This window comes from Peribacillus sp. NPDC058002 (genome assembly GCF_042886655.1).
Classification (GTDB): domain Bacteria; phylum Bacillota; class Bacilli; order Bacillales; family DSM-1321; genus Peribacillus; species Peribacillus aracenensis.
In genome coordinates, this window is sequence record NZ_JBHVQU010000428.1 from 1 (window position 1) to 2096 (window position 2096).

At 42.6% G+C, this 2096-nt stretch carries 3 protein-coding genes; all 3 read right to left on the reverse strand.

Features of this window, described 5'->3' with window-relative positions; all coding sequences use genetic code 11:
• Nucleotides 1-315: diacylglycerol kinase family protein (locus tag ACFVSH_RS25925; protein WP_387708654.1), on the reverse strand; the 315-nt coding region annotated here is incomplete at its 3' end.
• A complete protein-coding gene (gene ybeY / locus ACFVSH_RS25930) occupies nt 293-769 on the reverse strand; it encodes an rRNA maturation RNase YbeY (RefSeq protein WP_034308501.1) in 477 nt (158 codons plus the stop codon). The genes ybeY and ACFVSH_RS25925, both read right to left, overlap by 23 nt.
• Nucleotides 766-2096 (reverse strand): HD family phosphohydrolase (locus tag ACFVSH_RS25935; protein WP_387708656.1); only part of this gene is annotated, 1331 nt, incomplete at its 5' end. The genes ybeY and ACFVSH_RS25935, both read right to left, overlap by 4 nt.

Here is a 2096-nt window from a genome sequence, read left to right on the forward strand (position 1 = left end):
GAATACAGCTCGGGCTGCAATATATTTTGCCTGCTTGGCAAGCGGATGGATTTGATCCGTTACCAGGTCCACTACCCTTTCAATCGCTGAATTAACGAGCTCCAGCGTAATAGTACCGGCTATTGCCGCTAAAATGAAAAGCCACTCCATCCCATTCAATGAGAAGTACCAACCAAAGAATACGACGATTGCCGTTATCGCGAAATGTATCTTGATATTGCGTTCCGTCCTAACGGCCTCCAAAATTCCCTGACAGGCAAAAGAGAAACTTTTTAATAAAGGATACTTTTTTTTACCCTTCTCTTGAAAGTCCATATTCTTCCAAGATCTCCTTTTGTTTAGTGAACATCACTTTTTCATCTTCTTCATTCATGTGGTCGAATCCTAATAAATGCAGAAAACCATGCAGTGCTAAAAATCCAAGTTCCCGGTCAAATGAATGACCATATTCTTCAGCCTGTTCTTTCGTGCGTTCAATGGAAATGATGATATCCCCTAACATGCGGGGCATTTCCGCACCGACGATTTCCACTTCATCTTCTCCCATTTCTTCAAGCGCAAAGGAAATGACATCTGTAGCTGAATCTTTATGCCGATATTCTTTATTGATTTCCCGAATCCTATCATTGTCTACAAATGTAACTGACAGCTCGGTGTCTTTTTCAATGTTTTCTTTTCTTGCCGCAAATTGCAGAATGCTTTCAACAAGCTGCTGAGCTTCCTCCGTTACTTCATTCGTTTCATCCATTAAATCGATAGCTAAAATCATTCTTTCACCTTCTGTCCTAATTTATCCGGCTCAGGATATTCAATCCTGGAGTGGAAGATACCATTCAGCGATTCACATAAGGAATGCTTCACGATACTCAATTCTCTCATAGTAATGTCACATTCATCAAATTGACCATCAGAAATCCTATCCTGAATGATGAAACTTACCAGCTCTTCAATTTTCTCCGGAGTTGGGTGCTTCATCGATCTCACTGCAGCTTCCACACTATCGGCTATGCCGATGACGGCCACTTCCTTCATTATCGCCCTCGGCCCGGGATATCGGTAGGCAGCTTCAAGTGTGGACTCATCCTGTTTTTTTGCTTTATGGTAGAAAAACTTCAATAAAGTCGTGCCATGATGCTGCTCTGCAATATCGACAATCTCTTTCGGGAATTTGTGACCTCGCAGCATCTCCCCGCCATCTACGGCATGGGCAATGATGATATCCCTGCTCGTTTCCGGCTGCAGCCGATCATGCGGGTTCTCTTCATTCATCTGATTTTCGATGAAGAAGTGCGGCCGCTTCGTTTTACCTATATCATGATAATAGCTGCCGACCCTTGCCAGCAACCCATTCGACCCGATGGCTTCACAAGCCGATTCCGCCAAATTGGCGACCATTACACTGTGATGATATGTCCCCGGTGCCTCAATCAAGATCCTCCGCAATAACGGATGATTGGGATTCGAGAGCTCGATAAGCTTAATCGATGATAAGATCCCGAAACCTGCCTCGAAAAACGGTAACAGGCCCATTGTCAAAACGGCTGAACCCACTCCAGAACCTATGGCGGCAGCAGCATAATACAAGTACTCCATTCTAGTATAATGGCTGTCCATAATAAAGATGAGCGAAAAAACAAATGCCATATTGATTATAGACAATAGCAGCCCAGCTACCAGCACCTTTGATTTAAAATTTGGCCTGGATAGAATGATGATTGCCGTCAATCCCCCGAAAATGATATAAAGCCCCATTGAGAAATCCAGATTTCCAGGTGTATCACCATTAAATATAATCGTACCATACGAACCTAACAATATGATCATTGCCACCGCTAACTTATCATTCAATAATATCTTGATGAGCATCGCCGCCATGGCACCCGGAAAAATGTATTCCAAATTCGAGTTTTTCAAGTCTGCCAGAATGCTGACCGTTTTCATGGTAACCATTGAAAGGATAAAGACAAGACTGAAGATCAATAACTGATTGTACTTGTTATCCTTTTTGGAAATGGAATAGTAGAAATAGTAATAAAAAGCGGCAAAGGTCAGGAATATGAATAATAGCAGGCCGATATACGGGTAAATGGTAGACT